Genomic DNA, 18,448 nt, shown 5'->3' with positions numbered 1-18,448 from the left:
AATTCAGAGAAATATGAAATTCCTGTCCGTTATCATCACAGTCGCCATTGGAATGCTTCCTGCCGTTTCGCACGGACAGTCCAAAACGCCGGAGGAGTTTATTTCCGCCTTCAAAACTGCCATCCAGGAAAAAAGCCCTGAGAAGCTCAATGCGATTTCCTATTTTGCTTGGAATGTCCCAATCGGACAGGGAGGCGGCGGCCAGGGTGCAGCAGATGATGTTCTCCAATCAGGAGATTCTGGATATTTCACTGGCACCACTTCCTGATGATTTTCAGTTGGTTTACGTCATGCGAGGCAAGAAGCTGGAACCGACATATCCGCCAGCCGGCCTTATCACTATCAAATACAAAAAAACCGGAAACGGGATGGATTCTTTATTTTCAGCCTACGCTGTCATTGATGGCGGCTATTTTCTGGTATCCACGAAAAGCACTGATTTGGGTTGGACTGGCCCGCCGGATAAAACAATTACCTTCATGGTCATAGGGCAAGGACAGGATAAGGTTCAGATTAAAGCAAAATGGAATGCGAGCGGAGTCAAACAAGAGAGCTTTTTCAAATCACCGTCCTCAAATTTCCTGGGGCAGTATTTTGAATCGGTAACCGTCACAAGCACAAGCGATGACACGAACGTAACCCTGAGCATACGCGAAGATGGCAAAGAAATCTTTGTCTCCGAGCCGTTAAAGGGCAAAGGCACTGTTGAATACAAGAAAAAGAGCTAACAAAGGGTTTTCCTGGATGGTGGGATGTGCTTGTCACATCCCATATATTTGGGCTGAGACAAGCTCAGCCCTCCATAGCTGCCGAACTTTTCCCTTGCACTGCCTCTAACCTGCGGCCATCGTGACGGTGGAAAACATGAACCTCCAAGACAAACCAACTGCACTGATTCGCGCCGGTTTCTTTATCGCAATCGGCTTTGGACTCGCTTATGTGTGTTTTCTAGCGGTTTGCATTGCCGTTCTGGGTGTAGGGGCAGGCGTTAAGTTTCTCTTAGAAAAATCGACTGACTGGTCTCCAGGCATGCTTTGGGCCGGCCCTGCCCTATTGGTTTTATTTGTCCTGCTGCTCATTCTCGGACTGATTCTGCTTCTGCCCGTGTGGAGAGAGCGAATGGTCATTCGAAAAAACAAGCGCAGATAATGTATTTGTCCGGCTTGCGGCTTTTGACCCAAAGAATTTATTTGTTCTCCCTTGGCGTCCTTGGCGAACTTTGCGCGAAACAGGTTTTATGCTTGGATCGAGACAAGCTCAACCCTCCACGCTTCCGTCTTGGAAATATAGGAACGCGTGAAGCGCGTTCCTTAGAACTTAAAATTCAGCGCCACATTCGGCCCGGCGGAGTCGAGACCGTTATTTTGATGCGTCGGCTCGGACAAGCCCGCATTGGAATAATGTTCATACATGCCGCCTATGGAAATATCGACCGTATCGTTGATGATATACCGCACGCCAACATCCACGGCGAAGGAAAAGCAAAAGTCCTGGCCCTGAGCTCCCAGCACCCCGGTGCTGTCCGTAAAGCCAAAGCCGACCCGGCTGCCCACATACGGCACCCATTTCCAGCCCGGCTGTACAAAATTATAACGCGGTCCAAACAACGCGCCTGTAAAGCGGTTCTCGGGCCCCTCAATCACAGGTGTGTAATAGCCGCTGAAAATCCACTCGGTGTTGCCGCGAAGCCAGCCTTGATTTCCAACATCATCCAATTGCCAGTGAAGCGACACGGTCTGGGGTGCGAGGTGATAGGTGTGCGTGCTTCCGATATCAAACAGGTTTGCCGATTCAACGCTGATCTCGATCTTGTTTTCATGAAAGGGCTCAACCGCGACATTGGCCTTGTACTGCGTCGGTTGCGCCTGCTGGGCATTCAACGCCGCCAGAGGCAGTAAAAAAACAGCCAACCACACTTGGTATTTCCTTAACATAAGCCAAAATATCTAGCCATATTCATGCCAGATTCAACATCATTTCTTGTGAATATCCGGCGTCAAATCAGGCGATGCCAGCCATTCCGTTTTAAAATGCAACCCGAAACACTCATAAAATTTTCCAATGACCTGCACACGAAGCTCCAGTCCGCCCGGCATAAAAACCGTCACGACCTGCCGACCCTTCGCTGTGTCTGCAAATCCATTAAACCACACCGCCCCGCCCGCCGTTCCACTCTTGCCGTAGAGCCTCAAATCCTCCCGATCCGACGGCCAGCGCATTGCGGCCAATAAATCCGCCTGCACACGGCTTGAAGAAGCAAAATGTCCCGACGCAACCCCGCGCATGAAATCATGATTTTGACGGGGTGTGATGGTCAGATTACCGCCTCGTTCAACCCGATCCCATTCCTTGCCCAACCAATCCTTCGGGAAGGCTCCCCTCACCCAGCCACTGCGCAGTAAATAGGCATCCAACCTATCCCGCCCCACCTGTCCGGCAAGCCATATAAAATAGTCGTTGCTGGAATAAAACATCGCCTCGGTCATGGAGAGCTCCCGTGGCGCGCCGGGAACATGTTTGTCGGCGACGCGATGCAAGGTTGAAGGATTCGCTTTGCCTTCCTCCAACCCTGCCCATGCGATCAGAACCTTGAAAGTCGAGGCGGGAGTATAGGGCTGGTCTGCAAGCGCTGCATCGCCCTCGACCCAAGTCTTCCCGTCTGTTCCGGTTTGCAGGACGACCCACTTGGACTTGGAGATGGAGGAGGCTGGCAACTCCGCTCCAACGCTGCAGAAGGCGCCGACATACCACACAAGCATGCCAACAAAAATGGCTGCACGGACGTTCAAGCTTTATTCCGAAAGATGCGATCCGCCTCTTCCAGGCTTTCCTTGCCGCCGATATCAAACCATTGGCCCGGCACCTTCCAGGTATAAACCGGGGTCCGCGTGTACAACCATTGCACCAGGCGTCCGGGCTGGTCCGGATTGTTGCCTTCGTCCACATATTGACGGATCATGGGAATCATCGACTTCGGATAATAATAAAGCGCAATCGCAGTCAGGCTGCTTTTCGGATTGGGCGACTTTTCCTCAAAATAAGTGATCCTTCCCGCGTCGTCCAAAGTCAGGCTGTTATATTTTTTGATCAGCTCCATATCGCCCACATCATAAATTCCAACAGCCGGCGCGTTTTGTTTTTTGCAAAAATCGCCAAACCCGGCCAGCGAATGGTCAAAAAGGTTGTCGCCCGCCACCACAATCAAATCCTCCTGCAAATTTTCCTTCTTGATGACCAGATTGATATCTCCAATCGCCCCCAGCTTGTCGTCGTCGGACGTGGAACCGTCATCGATGATTTTAAAATCAAAATTGCCGTGCTTGCGGTCATAGCCCGCGGCCCATTTTTCAAAATGCGTGATGAATTTGTGGTTGGTCACCACCAGCACCCGCGAAATGCCCTGGATCTGCGCCAGATGATCCAGCACATGGTCGATCATCGGTTTCCCGGCAACAGGAAGCAAAGGTTTGGGTTGGTTCAGGGTGAGAGGATACAAACGCGTGGCATAACCTGCCGCCAGTATTAAGAGTTGCATCGTAAAGGTATGAAGGCTGGAAAAAAGCAGTCAACGGAAAATAAAATCAGAAATTCAACGCATTCGGGCTAATTCGCAGCCTGCGGGCCGGCCGCCGACCAATAAATCTCAAGCCGCTTTTTCAATTCGGGGTGCCGCGCCAGATCCGGGTCGCTCGCGCCCAGCTCCGCCGCCACCTCCCGCGCCATCGCCAAAATCTTTAAATCGCGCGCAAGATTCGCCACCCGCAACGGCGGCAGTCCGCTCTGTTCCGTTCCGAGAATATTCCCCGGCCCACGGATATTCAAATCCTCCTCCGCCAGCACAAAGCCATCCTGGGTCTCCTCCATGATCTTCAGGCGCTGCCAGCTTTCAGGACTTTTTGCCTCGCCAACCAGCACGCAATACGACTGCGCATCCCCTCGCCCCACGCGGCCGCGCAATTGGTGGAGCTGGGCCAGGCCAAACCGTTCGGCATGTTCAATCACCATCAGCGTGGCATCCGGCACATCCACGCCGACTTCGATGACGGAAGTCGCCACCATGACATGGCTTTGCTTTTGCCGAAAAGCCCGCATCTTTTCGGCCTTTTCGTCCGCGTCCATCCGCCCATGCAACATCACCACTTCCTTGTCGCCGAACAATTGTTTCATCTCGCGAAAGGCCGCCTGCACGGATTTTAATTCACTCTGCTCATTTTCTTCCAGTACCGGATACACGATATACGCCTGCCGACCCAGAGCCATTTCCTTGCGGATGAATTTCCAGACCTTGGGCAGTTCAGGGCGGGAGCGCAGCACCGTCCGAATCGCTTTCCGGCCCGGCGGCATTTCATCCAGAATCGAAATATCCAGGTCGCCATAGAGCGTCAGGCACAGCGTGCGCGGGATCGGCGTGGCCGTCATAACCAGCAAATCCGGATGATCGCCCTTTCCCAAAAAGGCCTGCCTCTGCAGGACGCCAAACTTGTGCTGCTCATCGATGATCCCCAGACCCAGGTTCGGGAGTTCGACCTTTTCCTGGAACAGAGCATGGGTACCCACATAAACGACCCCCTTGCGGCCAAAGAGCGCCGCGTCGGTGGATTTCCGGCTGCGAGTAAAGAGCCGCACCGACACGCCCAGCGGTTCCAGCAACCGGGTCAGATTCTGATAATGCTGCTCGGCCAGCGTCTCTGTTGGCGCTAGAAACGCGCTATTCTTTCCGCTCTCAAGAGCGCGCAGCAACGTGTGCGCAGCCACCAGGGTTTTTCCCGACCCCACGTCGCCCTGCAGCATCCGGTTCATCGGCTGGGGCCGTTCAAGATCGCGGTCCACCTCGGCAAAAACCCGCTGCTGGGCCTTTGTCGGCTCGAACGGAAGCGACTTTAAAAGCTCCGTGCAAAGCTCCAATTTCGGTTTAACGCGGACTTTATGCCACGACTTGGCCTGGCGTCGCCGGTGCGCCAGCAAAACCTGCATGGCGAGCAATTCATCAAATGCCAGACGGCGGCGACACTCTTCCAGTTGCTCCCATGTTTCCGGAAAATGCACGCCGCACATGGCTTCACCGATCTCCTTGAAACCCGGCGGCACGGGATGGATTTCCTCGAAATGCACTTTTTCGCGGAACAACAACCCGTAAATCTCGTTGCGGATAAGGCGCTGGTTGAGCCCGCTCGTGCTCGGATAAACCGGCGCAATGCGGTTCAGATGGATGCTGTCGTTCGCATCATGGGCCACCAGCTCGAATTCGGGATGGATGATTTTCCTTTTTTTGCCCGAGACAACGATCTTGCCATGAATGATGAGTTCCTTGCCCTCGGTCAGGTAATTTTTCAGGAACGGCATATTGTACCACGCCAACTGCAGCACCTCGAACTGACTGTCGGGTTGAAAGTTGGCTTCAAAACAGTTGCGCCCTCCGCGCCAGCGGGCGAAACGCGCAGTGGCGATCTTCCCGCGCACCGTGACCGACTCCCCTTCCCTTGCCTCGAACGGATTCAGCCAGCGTGCCCGGTCCTCGTAGCGTCGCGGGAAATGGAACAACAACTCCTCTGCGGTGGCGAGGCCCAGTTTTTTCCAAACCGGCGCGACAGCTCTCGGCTTTCTGACATGTGTTTTAGGCGTTTCGTCCATTAAAATTTTCTAGTTATGGAAAGGTTCGATATGAAGTGCGGCGGTATGGCGCCACTTTCCACTACGACCATCCGCCCCCGTAAAGAAGAAACGGGGAATCACTTCCGGGTCGGCTTCGGAGGAAGTTCGCGGATGAAGGCCCACGAGACTTCGGCAGTTTGCCCGTTGTCATAATGGACAAAAAAGCCGTGATGGGATTCTGCCTCGAGTTCTACCGATTGCAGCGTGGCAGTTGGGACAATCTTGTTGGCCTTGCGAATAGTGGCATGGGGTTCGAGGAAACTGACGCCATCCTCGAAGTTCACATCAAAGGCATCTTCCCACTGAAGGTAGCGGACGTTTCGAATGGCAACGCCCTTGGCGGCTCCGAACGGTACTTTGAGCGGATTCTGCGTCTTCGATTTCATAGGCGGCCTTCTTTTTTCAATTCCTCAATGATCTCTAGCACCTTTCGTGGCGGATTCCAAGCGTCCATCGATTGCTTCGTGGCAATAACGACACGTCCAAGGATGCGTCCGTCCGTCTTTGAAACATGCACAGGACGTGGAGGGTGATCGCCAATCCACCACTCAAACACATAACCTCCTCGGCAAATTTTACCCACGACTCACACCGGTTTTCACATACGCAGATATCATTTCCACTCTGTACATCCTGTAATATTGCCTCTTCCATATCGTGATTTCGTGCCTTTGTGGTTAAAAATGTGCTTCTTTCTGTGCTTTGTTCCTTTTCGCGGGAAACACAAACCCCCTTTCCCTCCTCCTTGTCAGGGGGATCTATCTGCTTCAAGCCGCGCGGCGCCAGTCCAGGATGCGGAAGCTCGGTCGCTGCGTGAAGCCGTCCACCTCCCAGTGCCCGGCAAGGTCCAAGGCAGCCGACGAAGCAAAATTCCCGGCCATCCCAAACCCAACCGCCGCGAAGCGCACCCCAGCAGCCTGGCCTGTGAAACGAATATGGCGCTGGGCAAAAATTTTCGGCGCGCCCAATACCCGAATGCCCCGGACCATATACACAGGCGATTCATTCTGTTTGCCGAAAGGTTCCAGCCTGGAGGTTTCCTCCGCGAGATTTTCAGTCAACGCTCTTCCTGGCAATTCCAAATCGATCCGCAATTGCTCGAGATAAACCCCGCAATCGACGGATTTGCAAAACCATGCGTTGAGGGCTTTTCGAAAATCGGGAATTTTATCCGGCTCAATCTCAAGCCCGGCGGCCATCGCATGGCCTCCGAAACCCTTGAGGAAATGGGCGTTGTCGCGCAACGCGTCCATGATGGAACATCCCTCGATGCAGCGCGCGCTCCCCTTGCCGCCTTTTTCCGACAGCGAAATGACAATCACAGGCTTGTAATAACTGCGCTGCAGGCGGGAGGCCACGATTCCCACAACCCCCTGATGCCAATCGGGTGAAGCCACTACGATGCAATATTTATTTTCCGATTCCGGCTGCAATGCCAGCAAAGCATCCGCATCTTCAAATGCCGTTTGCTCCAGCTTTTGCCGCTCCCGATTCAACTGGTCCAAATCCCGCGCCAGGTCAGTCGCCCTGCCGGGGTCTTCCGTTGTCAACAATTCCCATCCGGACCGCGCTTCTGCCAGGCGCCCGCTGGCATTCAAGCGCGGGCCGAGCACGAATCCGACCGTGGACGGCGTGGGATCGCGCTGCACCCCCGCCACGTCCATCAGCGCCTGCAACCCGATATGATTGGTTCCATTGAGCTGTTCAAGCCCGTGCCGCACCAGAATCCGGTTGTCGTCCCGCAGCGGAACTAAATCCGCCACGGTACCCAGCGCGACAAAATCCAAATGCTCCTTCAAATTAAACAGGCTTGGGTCCCTCCGTATTTTCAAAAATGCATGGCAAAATTTAAAGACCAGTCCGGCCGTGGACAGAATGCGGTCGGTCTCGCCGCGCTGCGGATTGATGAAGGCATGCGCAGCCGGCAATTCAGAGCCCAGCTCATGGTGGTCGATGATGATGACGTCAATGCCCCGGCTGTTGAGCCAGGCAACCTCTTCGCAACTGGTGGTGCCGCAATCCAAGGCAAACAAAAGGGAGACCGGCCCGTCCGAAAGCGCCCTCTGCAAACCCTGGATCGAAAGCCCGTAGCCTTCTGACTTGCGCTCCGGAATAAAAACACGAGCCTCGCCGTTGAGCCCGGCCCAAAACCGGTACAAAAGCGCGCTGCTCGACATTCCATCCACATCGTAATCGCTGTAGATGAGGATTTTTTCGCGCTTTAAAAGCGCCTGTTGCGCGCGTTCGACGGCGCGGTCCATATCCTGAAGGCGTAGGGGATCAGCCAGATCCTGCAGGCGCGGGTTCAGAAAACGCTGGCGCTCCGCGTCAGTGTCCAGCCCGCGGCGCGACAGAAGGTGTCCGATGATTTCATCCGGGCGTTCCGCATTGATGTGATCGCCGACTGCGACTTTCCAATGCTTTTCCCGGATTATCGCCATGTTATTTTTTCACAAGTTGCTAATTCGCAGCGGAAGCGGGCGCCGAGGCTGATGCGGTCTGGCGGGCCTTGTCGCCAAACAGCAACACCACAGGGCTGGCAATGAAGATCGACGAGTAGGTTCCCACAACGATGCCCAACAAAAGCATCAACGCAAAATCATGGATGACCATTCCGCCAAACCCGTACAGCGCCGACACGGCCAGCAGGGTCGTGCCGGAAGTCAACAGGGTACGGCTGAGCGTCGCGTTGATGCACTGGTTGAAAATCACAGCCAAGGAGGTGCGATTGTCGTGCTTCAACCCCTCGCGAATCCGGTCAAAAACGATGATCGTGTCGTTGATGGAATAACCCGCAATGGTGAGGATGGCGCCGACGGTCACAAGCGACAGCTCGTTGCCCATCAAAACAAAAAGCCCCAAGGTGATGATCACATCATGGACCAGTGCGATGATGGCTCCCAAGGCATAGGAAGTTTCAAAGCGCAACATCACATAAATAAAGATGCCGATGATGCCGAGGCCAAGGGCGATGGCGGCCTTTTGCTTGAATTCGCCGCCAATGACAGCATCGACTTTATCAAGTTGCAAGCGCTTGAATTCCGCCTGCGGGAATTTCTCCGTCAGGGTTTGCTCAATCCGTTCGCCCTGCCCGAAGGCGCTGCGAATGCCGAGCACTTCCGGATTGTCGCCCGATCCCCGCTGATACTGCGGGATGGCGCCGGTTCCCTTCACGGCTTCACGCACGGCTTCGTCGGAAATTTTTTGTTTGAAGGAGAGCGTCAGCAGATCGCCGCCGACAAAATCGACGCCGTAGGCCTTGTCGCCCTTGTAATGAACGCCGTAAATCGAAATCAAAATCAGCGCTGCAGAAACCGCCATGGCCGGCCATTTGATCTTCATAAAATCAAAGGTGGGCCGGTGCAGGAGCCGCATCATCTTGAGATTTTCCAGCGAAACGACATTCAACAGCCAGTCGAAACCGGTGCGCGTGACAACCAGTGCCGCGAACAAACTGGAAAGAATGCCGAGCGACAACGTAATGGCAAATCCCTGAACGGCTCCGGTTCCCTGCCAAAAGAGGATGACTGAAGCGATCAGCGAAGTGACGTTGGCGTCCAGAATGGAGGAAAAGGCCTTTTCAAACCCGGCCTGGATGGCATTCCGCAGGGGCTTGCCAAGATCGAGTTCTTCACGAATGCGCTCGAAGATCAGCACGTTGGCGTCCACGCCGATGCCGATGGTCAGAATAATGCCCGCAACGCCCGGCATGGTCAGGGTAAATCCGAACTGGGCCAGCAGGCCTAGCAGGACAAACAAATTGATGAACAGCGCAATAACGGCGATGACGCCGGCAATGCGATAGTAAAGAAGTGTAAATACGGCAACGAAGAGAATGCCGAGCAATGCGGCGTGAAACCCACTCTGGATGGAGGCGGCGCCGAGTGTCGGATCAACTCCCCGTTCATCCACGATGGAGACCGGTGTTTCCAGCGGATTTTCCAGGACGCTGGCGAGTTCGATTGCCTCGACGCGGTTCATGTTCCCGCCGGAAATACTGCAGCGTGAACTCAAAACCTGGCGGATAACCGGCGCGGAATAGACCTCTCCATCGAGCACAATCGCCATCTGGTTGTTGACATTGACGGAGGTTAGCCTCTCAAACAACTGAGCGCCTTCACCGTCAAACTCGAGGTTCACCTCGGGCCGCCCGAGTTGATCGGCGCTGGCCCATGCGCTTTTCACATGTTTGCCGGACAATCCAGCGCGTTTCTTGACGATAATGGAAGATTTTTTCGGCGCGCCGTTGCCCTCGTTGTCCCTGAACGGCAGTATCTCATAGTCAAACGGAAGCTGGGCTTTTCCGGCGAGGACGTCGGGCAATAGCGCGTGGTTTTCAGGGTGAACCATCTTGAATTCGAGCTTGGCCACCCGCTCCAGTTGCTGGCGGTATTTGAGTTTGTCAGCCTCGTTGATGCCGGGAATCTGTACCAGGATGCGGTTGCCGCCGGCGGGTTGGATGACGGGTTCCGCGACGCCCTGCGCGTCAATGCGCTTGCGGATGACTTCGACCGCCTGGTCGAGCGCGGAGGCGGACGGGGTTCCGGCCAGTTGTACCGTGAACTGGGTTCCGCCCTTCAAGTCCAGGCCGGGCTTGATATTGATTCCAAAATTCCTGCCGATGGGAACCCCGAATTTCCCGTTCTTGGGAACGAACAGGGAAAGGGCGCAAATGAGCAGCATCGTACCGATCAGGGCCAACGAGACCCAGCGCCGGTTCTTGTCGTGCGTGGTCGCAAGATACCAGACAAAAAACACGAGAAAGGCCAGCGAGGCCGCAAAGACTAACATTTGATTCATAACATCCTGTGGGTGAAGTTGGCGGATAAGGCCGGTTTAGGAAGCCTGGCCTGCGTCGGGGTCCTTCATCACCACGGTGATGCTGGCCTTATCGACTTCAAATTTCACATTGTCCGCCACTTTCAGGATGACGGTTTTGTCCTTCACATTGGAAATGATTCCGTAAATGCCGCCGGCAGCCACAACCTTGTCGCCGCTTTTCACGGCTTCGACCAGTTTGCGGTGTTCCTTCTGCTGTTTCATCTGCGGGCGGATCATTAAAAAATACAGGACCACAAGCATCAGGCCCATCATGACAATGGGTTGCATCTGCCTGAAAAAATTGCCGGCGTCCGCGGGGGCGCCGGGTGCGGCCGCCTGGGCGGTGATTAATACCTGTTCAAGACTGCTCATCCACATGTTCATGTTCTTCCCTTGGTTTGTACTGTTCTAAAAACTCACGGGACCACACGCCAAACGAGCCGAGGGCGATCGCTTCGCGCATTTCCCGCATCATATTGATGTAAAAGTGCAAATTATGGAGTGTTACAAGGCGCAAGCCAAGTATTTCCTCCGCTTTTAGCAAATGCCGTATATACGCCCGGCTGAAATTTTGGCAAGCATAACAGCCGCAAGCGCTTTCAATCGGCCCCTTTTCGCAGCGCAAACCCGACCTCTTCAAATTCAACGTCCCCTGCCGGGTGTAGGCCGTACCGTTGCGCGCCACCCGTGTCGGCAAAACACAGTCGAACATGTCCACCCCGCGGGCGACAATTTTGACAATTTGGTGCGGTTGCCCCAGCCCCATCGCATAGCGCGGTTTGTGGGCGGGCAGCCAGGGCTCGGTCACTTCAATGGCTTTCAACATCTCGGGCTCGGGCTCGCCAACGCTGACCCCGCCAATGGCATAACCCGGAAAATCCAGCGCCGTCAGCCGTTCCGCGCATTCCCTCCGCAGGTCCGCATGTTCCCCGCCCTGGACAATCGCAAAAAGCTTCTGCCCCGGTGTCGGTCCCGGGGGCTGCAATTCCTGCTCCTGCCGGCACAACTCCGCCCATCGCAGCGTCCGGTCCACGGCGGCGCGCACCTTTTCCTTCTCCGCAGGCCAGGGCGGGCATTCGTCAAAGGCCATCATGATGTCCGAGCCCAGGGTGCGCTGGATTTGCACCGCCTCCTTCGGGCCGATGAATAAATTAGCGCCATCGATGTGCGATTGAAACTTCACCCCGTCCGGCGTGATTTTCCGGAGTTTGGCCAGGCTGAAAACCTGGTACCCTCCGCTGTCGGTCAAAACCGGCCCGTCCCAGCCCATGAAACGGTGCAGCCCGCCCATTTCGCGGATCACTTCAAGACCGGGCCGGATCAGCATGTGATAGGAATTGGAAAGGATGATCGAGGCCTTGAGTTCCCTCAATTCGACCGGAGAGACGGCCTTGACCGTGGCCTGGGTGCCGACGGGCATGAACACGGGGGTTTCAATCACGCCATGCGGGGTGGTCAGGCGGCCCAAACGGGCCTTGCTGCCGGGGTCTTGCGCCAAAAGTTCAAACACAGGGGCTCTGTGATGCCTGTTTTTATCAAAACTGGCAAGTCGGATAGCTGAAGAAAAAAGGATTTAAGACAGGACACATTTTTACAGGAAGGACGCGAAAGGACGCAAAAGAATACTTTTCTCTCACAAGTCACGGGGAGCACGGAGATAAAAATGCGGGATGTGGAATGAGGAATTTTGGCATAATCAGAAAATTGGCAGCAAAATTCTCTCCGCGTTCTCCGCGATCTTTCTGTAAAATGACTTCCTACTCCGGCACAAGAACCTTCAACGCCTGCTTCTTGATGCTGAATTCCACCGGTATCTCGCCCGCCAGTTCGCCGTCCACTTCCAGCGGAACCCGCCGGTCCGCCGTCACGCTGATATGTCGCGCCTTGAAATACGCCACATCGTCAAACTTCGTGTGCGTCCCACTGACAATCCCCTGAAAATAACGCAGCAGGTCGAAATGGGTCCGCTTCTTGAACACGCAAACGTCCAGCTTCCCGTCCTGCATGTCCGCCTCCGGGAAAAATTGGAACGGGCCGCCGTAGTAACGTCCGTTGCCCACCAGCATGAAACACCCCTCCACCACATGGCCCTGGTCCCAGCGGATTTGCAGGAGCGGGGGTTTCTGCGCCGCGACCTGCGTCGCAGCCAGCAAATAACTCAAGGGGCCCGCCACTTTTTTGAAATTGAGATCCGTCGCCTTGACCGCTTCCGCGTCAAATCCAACCCCGGCCAACTGGACAAAATAACGGTTGTTCGCCCGCGCCAAATCCAGGTTCCGGGTATGCCCGTTGGTAACAATTTCCAGCGCCGCCTCCATCCGCGACGGGATCCCCAGTTCCATGGCAAAAACATTCACCGTGCCAACCGGCAGGATTCCAAGCGCGACCCCGCGTGCGCCCGCGATGCCGTTCACCACCTCATTAATGGTCCCATCGCCGCCGGCTGCCACGATTTTGGAATATTCAGCCCGGACCGACTGCCGCGCCAATTCCTCCGCGTGGCCCCTGTAGCGGGTCAGCAGCACCCGCGCCTCAGGGAGGCTGCGCCGGAGCTTGTCCGCAAGATTACGCGCACGTTCTCCCTTGGCAGACGGGTTCAGTATGATACAAATCTCTGAATTTGCTCGATTCATGGAAATGAAAAAGGTGCTGTCAATTTTACTTGCGGGGCTGTTGCTCTTTGGATGCTTCGCGTATTGGTGGGTTCAGTCATATATTGGCAGCCCGGAAATTATCGAGAACATTCGCATTCTCATCTCCCGCCGCGTTGGAGGAGAACTTAACTTTGAAAAGCCGGAGATCAACCTGCTCAGCGGCATGAAGCTGCAAAATCTCAAGCTCAGCACATCCCTCAAGGATGCCTCGCCCTTTTTAGCCTTGAAAAGCGCCACATTAAAATACGCGCCTCTCAGCCTCCTCCGCCATCGCATCGAACTCACCATCATCCGGCTCCAGGACCCCCGGCTGCTGTTCATCCAGCAAAACGACGGCACCTGGAACATTCCGCATCCCAGTCCCGATGCCGCAAAGGAAACCCTGACGTTTGAGACCGGCTTTCTGAAATTCGAGGTTCTGTTGAGGGACTTTGACCTCCGGCACGGCGGTGTGGAGGTCCGAACAGCTTCCAACGAAATCCTTCTCCACGCCGATGACGTCAGTGTAAAAGGCGGCCTTCACCTGGTTGATCAAAATGCCTCCGCCGACGGCGCGATCCGCGTCCAGGCAATCAGGTTTGGCCCCCATCTCTGCCTGCGTAACATTCGTTCGCAGATCGAATTTCGCGACAATGTCCTGACGCTCCGGGATCTTACGGGGGACGCGTACGGTGGAAAATCCGAGGGGGCAATCGTGATCAATACCGGGAACGGGACAACCGACCCCACCTACAACATTTCATTAAAACTAACCGACCTTGATCTGCGATCGCTGATGAAGGATTTCGAGGCAAACCCCGAGTTTATCCAGGGCAAGATCAACCTGTCTTGTGAAATGGAAGGCAACCTCAAACAGCCGCGGGTCATGTCGGGCAAAGGATCTCTCGAATCCCAGGGCACGCAACTGACGGGGCTCAAGGCCCTGGATGCGCTCGGAACGATGCTGAAACTGCCGGAACTCCGCTACACCAAGTTCGATTCCATCAAGGGAACCTACAAGCTATCGGACGAACAACTGACTTTTTACAGCCTGGAGGCGATTTCACCCAATTTAAAAATGACAGGCACCGGCTCGATCAAATTTGACCGCAACCTGGATTTTGACATTTTGCTGATTCTCAGCCCCGAACTGGCCAAGCAAATCCCGGCTGAGGCGGAGCAACATTTCAGCAAGCTGGACGACGGCAGCCGCACGATCACGTTCAAGCTCAACGGCAGCCTGGACCAGCCCGTGACCAACCTCGCGGAAAAGCTCAACGGCCAGGACGCCACGAACCTCTAAAAAAAATCCCCGCCTGTGCCGTTAGGATGAGGTCTTTCTACCCTCCGTTAAAGGGGGGACGGCGCGTTCCCGTGCTGCCTTCCAGTAAAGGCATGGCATCGGAGAAGGTTCCGCGCTTGTGTCCCATTATTGTTATATCGGTCGAAAGCGTAACATCCGGTACACGAACACTGCAGGGAAATTTTTTGGATCACGCCGGTTTGAGAATCGGCATGGCCCCGAAATCTTTCAAAGAACCGTTTCCGTCTCTATCGGGCCAGGCAACCCAACCTTTAAACTCTAGGTCCTCAGCTCGGCCCCCACTTGCTTGCGGACTGTTTCGACAATCTGCCGCTCCCATCCGCTCACATCCTTCTCAGTCAATGTTCGCTCCCGGGAGCGATAAGTCAAGGCATAGGCCAGCGACTTCCGGGTTGTTCCCAGTTTTTCATCCTTGGCATCCGAAAAAACGTCAAAACATTCCACCGCCTCAAGCTCCGCAACGCCCGCCGAACGGATGGCCTGCAGCAGCTCCGCATGGGCCACCTTGCGATCCACCACGAACGCCAGGTCGCGCTTGACGCTCGGATAGGCCGGTAATCCGGAAAAGGGTCGGTCCTCCCCGCGCTTCAACGCCGACAACGCCAATTCCGCCGCATAAATCGGAACCTTGATTCCGTGATTCCTTGCAAGCGTGGGATCCACTGCGCCGAATTTCTCCGGCACCTTGATTTCAGGAAAATGCGACGCCAGGGATTCGAGCACACCTTTGAGCGAAAAATAATCATACTCCTGCCCGGCCTGAGACCAATGGGCCTGCCGGTCCGCGCCCGCGCCGACAATCAACAAATGGCGCTCTTCAGCAAGCCGGCCCTTCTCGCGATGATAGACCGTTCCGATCTCAAATCCCTTCACAGACTCCACCCCGTAGGCCAGATTGTGCCGCACGCACGGAAGCACCGTGGCCAACAAATCCGCGCGCAGGGCCGCATGGTCGGCCGTGAGCGGATTCAACAGGTTCACGCCCGTCTCAATGTCTTCCTGTTTTGCTAACAAACTATTGGTGGACATTTCATAATAACCCCATTGCGCCAGCGCCGACGCAATTTTGCGTTCGCGGTCATGGCGCTCATCCGCCGGAGAAGCCGGCGCCACTCCGCCGGGAAGCCGTCCCCTCACCTTTTCCATTCCTTCAATCCGCGCGATTTCCTCAATCAGATCCACTTCACGGGTCAGGTCTGGCCGGTAACTCGGCACTTCCCAGCCCTGCTGCGTCTTCCGGCAACCCAAGGCCTGCAGGATTTCCGCCACACGCGACTCCGCCACATCGTACCCCAACAAGCGTGGAATGGCCGTGGCGCGCAACGGCACAACATTCTGCTTCTCAACATCTGCGCTTGTCTGGACAGCCAACTCCGCGGGTTTCGCACCTGCCAGTTCAACCAGCAATTCCACCGCGCGCTGCATCGCCAAATCCACCGCCACGGGATCAATCCCGCGCTCAAAGCGATAGGAGGAGTCGCTGATCAATGCCAGACGCCGCGAGGTGCGGCGCACGTCTCCGGGCTTGAATCGCGCGCTCTCCAACAGCACCCGGCTCGTCTTTTCCGTCACCCCGCTCCGTTCGCCGCCCATGACACCCGCAATCGCCACTGGACCGCCCGCATCAGCGATCACAAGGTCCCCGGCCTGCAATTCGTATTCCTTGTCGTTTAAAGCCTTGATTTTTTCACCCGTTGCCGCGCGGCGCGCATAAACGGTCTTGCCCTGCAACAAATCCGCATCAAACGCATGCAACGGCTGTCCCAGCTCGAACAAAACATAATTGGTGATATCCACCACGTTGTTGACCGGACGCAGGCCCTGCGCTTCGAGTCTTGCCTTCAACCATGCCGGACTGGCTCCGACCTTCACATGCTCCAGCAGCCGCGCTGTGTAACGGGGGCAAGCTTCGGCATCACGCGATTCAACGGTAAAGCCGCCGCTTGCGGCAAAACCCTCGGGCCGGACCGGCTTGCGCTCCATGGGCTTGGCCCCGAGCGCGACCAATTCCCGGGCCAGGCCGGTGTAACTCAGCAAGTCGGGCCGGTTCGGTGTCACCTCAACTTCAAAAACCGTTTCGCCTTTGAACAATTCGCTCAAGGGCGTGCCGGGCTTGGTGTCCGGCGAAAGGATCATCAGTCCGTCCTCGTCGCCCGGCAATTCCAGTTCCTTGGATGAGCATAACATCCCGCTCGACTTCTCGCCGCGCAGCTTGCTTTCCTTGATTTCAAATCCCGCGGGCACTTTCGCGCCCGGCAACGCCAGGGGCACGATATCACCCGCCTTGAAATTTTGCGCCCCGCACACGATCTGGCGCGAGCCGCTGCCGTCATCCACCTGGCAAACGCTGAGGCGGTCGGCATTGGGGTGCTTGTCGCGGACCAAAACTTTGGCCGCCACGAAATTTTCGCGCGAAAAGCCGGTCCGGGAGACCGACTCCACCTCGGTGCCGCTCAGGGTCAGTTTTTCGACGAGTTCGTCCTCACTCCAGTTCCAGGAGCAATACTCGCGCAGCCAGCTCAATACGATTTTCATAGGATAAAATTCCTTCCGGTCCACCAGCGATCTTCCGGCGGCATGGAGAGGTTGAACATTAACACCCGAAGCCCGGGTTTCGAGCAATAAAAATGATTCTCAATGCAAAGCCTCACTACTGTTCTGCTCAGAGAGATTCTTGATGTGATTGAGAACGCGAAGATGGATGTGATGGATCATGAGATCCGACCAGACCTGCCAATAGTGGTTCGGCCAGATCCGATCGGTGTACCAAGTCGTCCCTTCGAGCAGGGTCTTCCCTCCCGGCATGGCAGTGAGCCGCAATTCGCCTTCGTGGGATTGAAGGTAACCGTGCAAATGAGGCGTCTCGAGGCGTGGATAGGGTGAAAGTTCCACCATCGGCTCCGGCTGATCTGCAACGGAAAAGCGCAACCGGTGCGGCGCATCCCAGACCTCGATGGGTTCAATGAATTCGCCTGTGGTAAAAATGCAATGACGCACCGCTCCGACACCGTGCCCCACGATCCGCGCTTGAGTGGGATAAGCCACTCCGGTATGCAGAATCCAGTCGCGTTCAGATGGAATGGGTGAAAACGAAATCACATTGGGCCAGACCTTTTCCGGCGGCGCGTCGATCACCAGTGAAGTCGTGACGGAAAGAAGCGGCGGGGCTTCATCGGCTTGTTTCTCCATGCCCATCGTGGCGATGGCGGCTGCAAGCACCAGCATCATGTATGTCGAATTGAGAGGCATCGTTCGACTGCGGAGAATGAAATAGCCCACAATTCCACCAAAAAATGCCAGCGCAAGTCCGATGGGAGTGGCCATGATAAGGCAGATGATCCCTTCCACTGCCATGACAAACAGGCAAAGCCCGGCAAAGAGGATCGGGAGAATCGCAACCAACATACAACTGGCGAAGCTCCGTTTTTCGCGTCCCGCGTAGATCAAGACTGAAACCAAACCCATGGCGAATGGGAGTGCGACGAAAAGACCCCAGCCATAAGTACCCAGCGCTTTAATCGAGAAATAAGCGAGCCCCACTCCGGTCAAGCCCACGATGGCCATGCTGGCCAGGGCACTTCCGACCGCACTGATCGGGAGCCATGAAATCCAGGTGGATTTGCCTGGTTGAGGCGACGCGGCTTGTTTGGCCGGAAGAAGACTGAGAGTGGCAAAGAAGAGCAGATTGATGAGCGGCACGAAAAACAGCAGGCATAGTCCCGTCGGCAAACCTGCCGAACGGAGTCGGCGCAGGGTCAAAACAATGCCGAGAATCAAAAACGGTAACGCAGTCAGCAAAAGCACAACATAGAAGGCTTGCTCATTTGGCGGGATGGCATCGATCCTCGCAAAGCCATGCGGCTTGATATAGTTCCAAAAGTACCATGTATGATGGAATCCGAACCAGGCTATGGCCCGGTCAAGGTTGTACTTAACGGCGATCAAAACGCAGCCCCAGCAGAAATACGGCCATTGGTCTAATGACTTCATTTCACAAAGCTCCAGATTAATACGCCCC

15 protein-coding genes and 1 other RNA gene are annotated in these 18,448 nt (G+C 55.5%); 3 read left to right on the top strand and 13 right to left on the bottom strand.

Annotated elements, in window-relative coordinates:
- Nucleotides 1-173: 173 nt before the first annotated feature.
- Entirely contained in the window at nucleotides 174-728 is a 555-nt protein-coding gene (locus PHD76_08750; protein MDD5261920.1) for a hypothetical protein, read from the top strand.
- A 136-nt stretch (nucleotides 729-864) separates the two neighbouring features.
- The gene (locus tag PHD76_08745; GenBank protein ID MDD5261919.1) at nucleotides 865-1,149 is read left to right on the top strand and encodes a hypothetical protein; all 285 of its coding nucleotides are present in this window, start codon (nucleotides 865-867) and stop codon (nucleotides 1,147-1,149) included.
- 161 nt (nucleotides 1,150-1,310) lie between these two features.
- Here PHD76_08745 and PHD76_08740 read toward each other — a convergent pair whose 3' ends face one another.
- From PHD76_08740 to PHD76_08695, 10 genes are all read right to left on the bottom strand, one after another.
- Nucleotides 1,311-1,910 (bottom strand): acyloxyacyl hydrolase, encoded by a 600-nt coding sequence (locus PHD76_08740; protein ID MDD5261918.1) that lies wholly within the window; start codon nucleotides 1,908-1,910, stop codon nucleotides 1,311-1,313.
- 63 nt (nucleotides 1,911-1,973) lie between these two features.
- A complete protein-coding gene (locus PHD76_08735) occupies nucleotides 1,974-2,789 on the bottom strand; it encodes a penicillin-binding transpeptidase domain-containing protein (protein MDD5261917.1) in 816 nt (271 codons plus the stop codon).
- Nucleotides 2,786-3,535, bottom strand: coding sequence for a nucleotidyltransferase family protein (locus PHD76_08730; protein MDD5261916.1), 750 nt, complete (start codon nucleotides 3,533-3,535; stop codon nucleotides 2,786-2,788). The genes PHD76_08735 and PHD76_08730 overlap by 4 nt, the downstream gene beginning before the upstream one ends.
- Before the next feature lie 68 nt (nucleotides 3,536-3,603).
- Nucleotides 3,604-5,631: an ATP-dependent DNA helicase RecG gene (gene recG / locus PHD76_08725; GenBank protein ID MDD5261915.1), complete on the bottom strand. Its 2,028-nt coding sequence runs from the start codon at nucleotides 5,629-5,631 to the stop codon at nucleotides 3,604-3,606.
- Nucleotides 5,632-5,729: 98 nt separating this feature from the next.
- Nucleotides 5,730-6,038 carry a hypothetical protein gene (locus tag PHD76_08720; GenBank protein ID MDD5261914.1) on the bottom strand — a complete coding sequence of 103 codons (309 nt, stop codon included), beginning with the start codon at nucleotides 6,036-6,038 and terminating at the stop codon, nucleotides 5,730-5,732.
- A gap of 381 nt (nucleotides 6,039-6,419) precedes the next feature.
- On the bottom strand, nucleotides 6,420-8,093 hold the full coding sequence (recJ, locus tag PHD76_08715) for a single-stranded-DNA-specific exonuclease RecJ (GenBank protein MDD5261913.1): 1,674 nt from the start codon (nucleotides 8,091-8,093) through the stop codon (nucleotides 6,420-6,422).
- 19 nt (nucleotides 8,094-8,112) lie between these two features.
- Nucleotides 8,113-10,452 carry a protein translocase subunit SecD gene (gene secD / locus PHD76_08710; GenBank protein MDD5261912.1) on the bottom strand — a complete coding sequence of 780 codons (2,340 nt, stop codon included), beginning with the start codon at nucleotides 10,450-10,452 and terminating at the stop codon, nucleotides 8,113-8,115.
- 36 nt (nucleotides 10,453-10,488) lie between these two features.
- Nucleotides 10,489-10,845 carry a preprotein translocase subunit YajC gene (gene yajC, locus PHD76_08705; protein ID MDD5261911.1) on the bottom strand — a complete coding sequence of 119 codons (357 nt, stop codon included), beginning with the start codon at nucleotides 10,843-10,845 and terminating at the stop codon, nucleotides 10,489-10,491.
- Nucleotides 10,832-11,971 carry a tRNA guanosine(34) transglycosylase Tgt gene (tgt, locus tag PHD76_08700; GenBank protein ID MDD5261910.1) on the bottom strand — a complete coding sequence of 380 codons (1,140 nt, stop codon included), beginning with the start codon at nucleotides 11,969-11,971 and terminating at the stop codon, nucleotides 10,832-10,834. Before tgt ends, yajC begins: the two co-directional genes overlap by 14 nt.
- Before the next feature lie 259 nt (nucleotides 11,972-12,230).
- Complete coding sequence (locus tag PHD76_08695; protein MDD5261909.1) at nucleotides 12,231-13,106, bottom strand: diacylglycerol kinase family lipid kinase; 876 nt, start codon at nucleotides 13,104-13,106, stop codon at nucleotides 12,231-12,233.
- Between the two features lie 4 nt (nucleotides 13,107-13,110).
- Here PHD76_08695 and PHD76_08690 point away from each other — a divergent pair, with 4 nt between their 5' ends.
- Complete coding sequence (locus PHD76_08690; protein ID MDD5261908.1) at nucleotides 13,111-14,409, top strand: AsmA-like C-terminal region-containing protein; 1,299 nt, start codon at nucleotides 13,111-13,113, stop codon at nucleotides 14,407-14,409.
- Nucleotides 14,410-14,411: 2 nt separating this feature from the next.
- On the opposite strand, the gene ssrS is transcribed toward PHD76_08690, so the two are convergent.
- From ssrS to PHD76_08675, 3 genes are all read right to left on the bottom strand, one after another.
- A non-coding RNA gene (gene ssrS, locus PHD76_08685) (6S RNA) lies at nucleotides 14,412-14,591 on the bottom strand.
- Between the two features lie 97 nt (nucleotides 14,592-14,688).
- Nucleotides 14,689-16,965 carry a phenylalanine--tRNA ligase subunit beta gene (gene pheT / locus PHD76_08680; GenBank protein MDD5261907.1) on the bottom strand — a complete coding sequence of 759 codons (2,277 nt, stop codon included), beginning with the start codon at nucleotides 16,963-16,965 and terminating at the stop codon, nucleotides 14,689-14,691.
- Between the two features lie 99 nt (nucleotides 16,966-17,064).
- Nucleotides 17,065-18,420, bottom strand: coding sequence for a hypothetical protein (locus PHD76_08675; GenBank protein ID MDD5261906.1), 1,356 nt, complete (start codon nucleotides 18,418-18,420; stop codon nucleotides 17,065-17,067).
- Nucleotides 18,421-18,448: the final 28 nt, after the last annotated feature.

The sequence above is a fragment of the Candidatus Methylacidiphilales bacterium genome (assembly GCA_028713655.1).
Classification (GTDB): domain Bacteria; phylum Verrucomicrobiota; class Verrucomicrobiia; order Methylacidiphilales; family JAAUTS01; genus JAQTNW01.
This window is presented reverse-complemented; position numbering and strand designations above follow the sequence as displayed.